Source organism: Okeania sp. SIO2C9 (assembly GCF_010672455.1).
Lineage (GTDB): Bacteria > Cyanobacteriota > Cyanobacteriia > Cyanobacteriales > Microcoleaceae > Okeania.
In genome coordinates, this window is record NZ_JAAHGO010000186.1 from 1 (window position 1) to 2,503 (window position 2,503).

At 35.8% G+C, this 2,503-nt stretch carries 3 protein-coding genes; 1 reads left to right on the plus strand and 2 read right to left on the minus strand.

The features are described 5' to 3' along the window. Positions 1–39: 39 nt before the first annotated feature. Together F6K23_RS40095 and F6K23_RS40100 are read right to left on the minus strand one after the other, a co-directional pair. Positions 40–267 (minus strand): hypothetical protein, encoded by a 228-nt coding sequence (locus tag F6K23_RS40095; protein WP_293166733.1) that lies wholly within the window; start codon positions 265–267, stop codon positions 40–42. Between the two features lie 155 nt (positions 268–422). Beyond that, positions 423–1,622, minus strand: coding sequence for a transposase (locus F6K23_RS40100; protein ID WP_293166735.1), 1,200 nt, complete (start codon positions 1,620–1,622; stop codon positions 423–425). 349 nt (positions 1,623–1,971) lie between these two features. On the opposite strand from F6K23_RS40100, the gene F6K23_RS40105 reads away from it, so the two are divergent. Further along, positions 1,972–2,503: hypothetical protein (locus F6K23_RS40105; RefSeq protein ID WP_293166737.1), on the plus strand; the 532-nt coding region annotated here is incomplete at its 3' end.

Consider the following 2,503-nt stretch of genomic DNA (forward strand, 5'->3'; position numbering starts at 1 on the left):
GTTCACCAACAATAGTTGTGCCACTCACTTTTTTATGTTCTATCTATTAATTTGTTGGCTAAAATTTTGATTATCGTTCATGTATCTTTTCGTACTACATTGTGAAGTGCGGAATGTGGGATCTAAATAACTGATACGGTAGGAGGAGCGATCCCCCAAAACTGACAATAATGTTTCGTATTGTGACCAACTCACCGGACTAATGGTATGACGTTCTTCCGGGTCGTCAATCTGGAGACGTTCGGATAAGTCATTTAATAGAATCATAGTTTACTGAGCTATTGAAAAGAGCCTCTATTTTAACTCACGGGATGACAAGCAAGCTTAATGGTATATCTAAAGAGATTTTGACACTCTCACCGTTAAATCGGAGATTATAACGGGAGATTCTTGTATCACAGATTCTCGGGCTAGATAACAAATCAAACAAGTTGAGTTGTACCCCCGCTACTACCATCTCCACAAGCTTTTTCTTTAACCATGTGCCCCACGGCTATTAGTCCTCTTTTTCTAATCACTTTTGCAGCAGCTACATCACGGTTTATTTGATAATTACAGTTGCTACAATTATGTTTTCTATCAGATAATTTATTCTTCTGAATATGACCACATAAAGGACATTCTTGAGAGGTATAATTCTTATCAACTTTTGCATAGTACTTACCTCGTTTCCAGCAAACATAAGGAAAAATTTCATTGATAAACTGACCAATTCCAGAATCCAAGGATTGTTTTCTGACAATACCTCTAGACCAAGTTTTTAAATTGATATCTTCAACAAAAATATTATCTGAAAAATCGCAAAGTTGATGAGCTAGTTTGAAATGCCAATCACGTCTTGTATTAGCTATTTTTTCATGTAATCTAGCTATTTTATTCTGGAGTTTTAACCAGTTATTTGAACCTTTTGTTTTCTTCTTAAGTCTTCTTTGCAGTAATTTAAACTCGCGCAGTGAACTCAATAAAAACTTAGGAGATTTGATTAACTTTCCAGTGGAAGTAGCTACAAAAGATTCTATTCCTGCATCTATACCTAATGACCTTTCACCTACTGGATTATCTGGAGCTGACTCTGATGAAGTAAAAGTAATCATCAAATAATAACCAGTTGCTTTTTTGACTACCCTAGCTTGTTTAGCTTGAAAGCCATCTGGATATTGTCTACTTTGTTTAATTTTTACCCAACCTAATTGAGGTAGTTTAACTCTATTATTGTCTAAGCAATTCTTGAGCATTGCAGGAAAGACAAAACTCCTCATCCTCTTTTTGAATCTTGGAAAACCTTTACCCAGGGATTTCATCTCAGTAAATGCTCTATCTAAAGTTTTCAGAGTTTGTTGTAAAACTTGAGCATTTACTGATTTTAATCTAGGATTAGTTTTCTTAGCGATGGTTAAGCTTTTTGCTTGATAATTGTAATTAGGATAAGGGGCATCAGCAGGAATAATATACTCAGTTATAATTGAACAACTATTGATTGGTGACTTTCTGGAATTTAACCAATCTTTACGCTCTCTTAAAGCATAATTGTACACACTTCGACAAACATCAAGAATGTGATTAATTTCTGCCTCTTGCTGCTGAGTTTGTTGAAGCTTGTACTGGTAAGTTAAAGTAATCAAATTTGTTGTTCAACTTCTAACTAAATACTATTTAATTATAACACAATTTTTGTTTCGCTATCGCTCAGTTAATTAGCATTTTTGTAATTCATCTCACCGCTAAATCTCCGATCATAGAGGGAGTTCTCTTTCAACATCCTCTGATATATTTTTGTTGATTTATATCACTTATTAATCTAATAATATCGCTGTCAGTAGTGGCACATCAAGCTAAAAATAGACTTTTTTGAAGGCTGATTAGGTATTAATTGCCTAAGTTCCCAAACAGTTGCTTAGGTTCCTTGTACTTCCATTTTTTAGTGTCTATATTTCAATTATAGACATCAAATAGACAAGGAGAGACAAACTGATGTACACATCTAAAATCCCTATTAACTATGGGTTACAGGGAAATGAAGAGAATTATGGAGACAATGTAATAGACTTCCATATAGACGACGAAGTAGAAGGACAGACAGACATTCCTGCTACTGAAACAGTTCGTTACACTCTTGAACAATTAGCTCAGGAACTAAGTATTTCTACCAAAACTATCTACCGTGCTGGCACTGGCTACTATCCCCGGATTTGCGAATGTTGGTATTGGTTAACAGAAGGATTCAAGGTAGGTGAAAGGTATACCCCTCTGGCCTTGGAGAAAATGCAAGAGCTACAAGAGGCGATCGCTCTCAAGCTCCCAGATGGTACTAAAAATCCAGGCAAGATGCTGTATGAGGATTTCAAGCAGCAAGTATGGGCTTCCTATTCTCAATCTGAGCCAGTAGCTAATATTGTTCCCGCACCTAAATACGATTCTTCTAAAGCCACAGCTAATATGGCTCAAATATTCAGAATTAAAAACGAAGCAAGCAATGTCGGAAATGCGCTCGACCAACTTACCA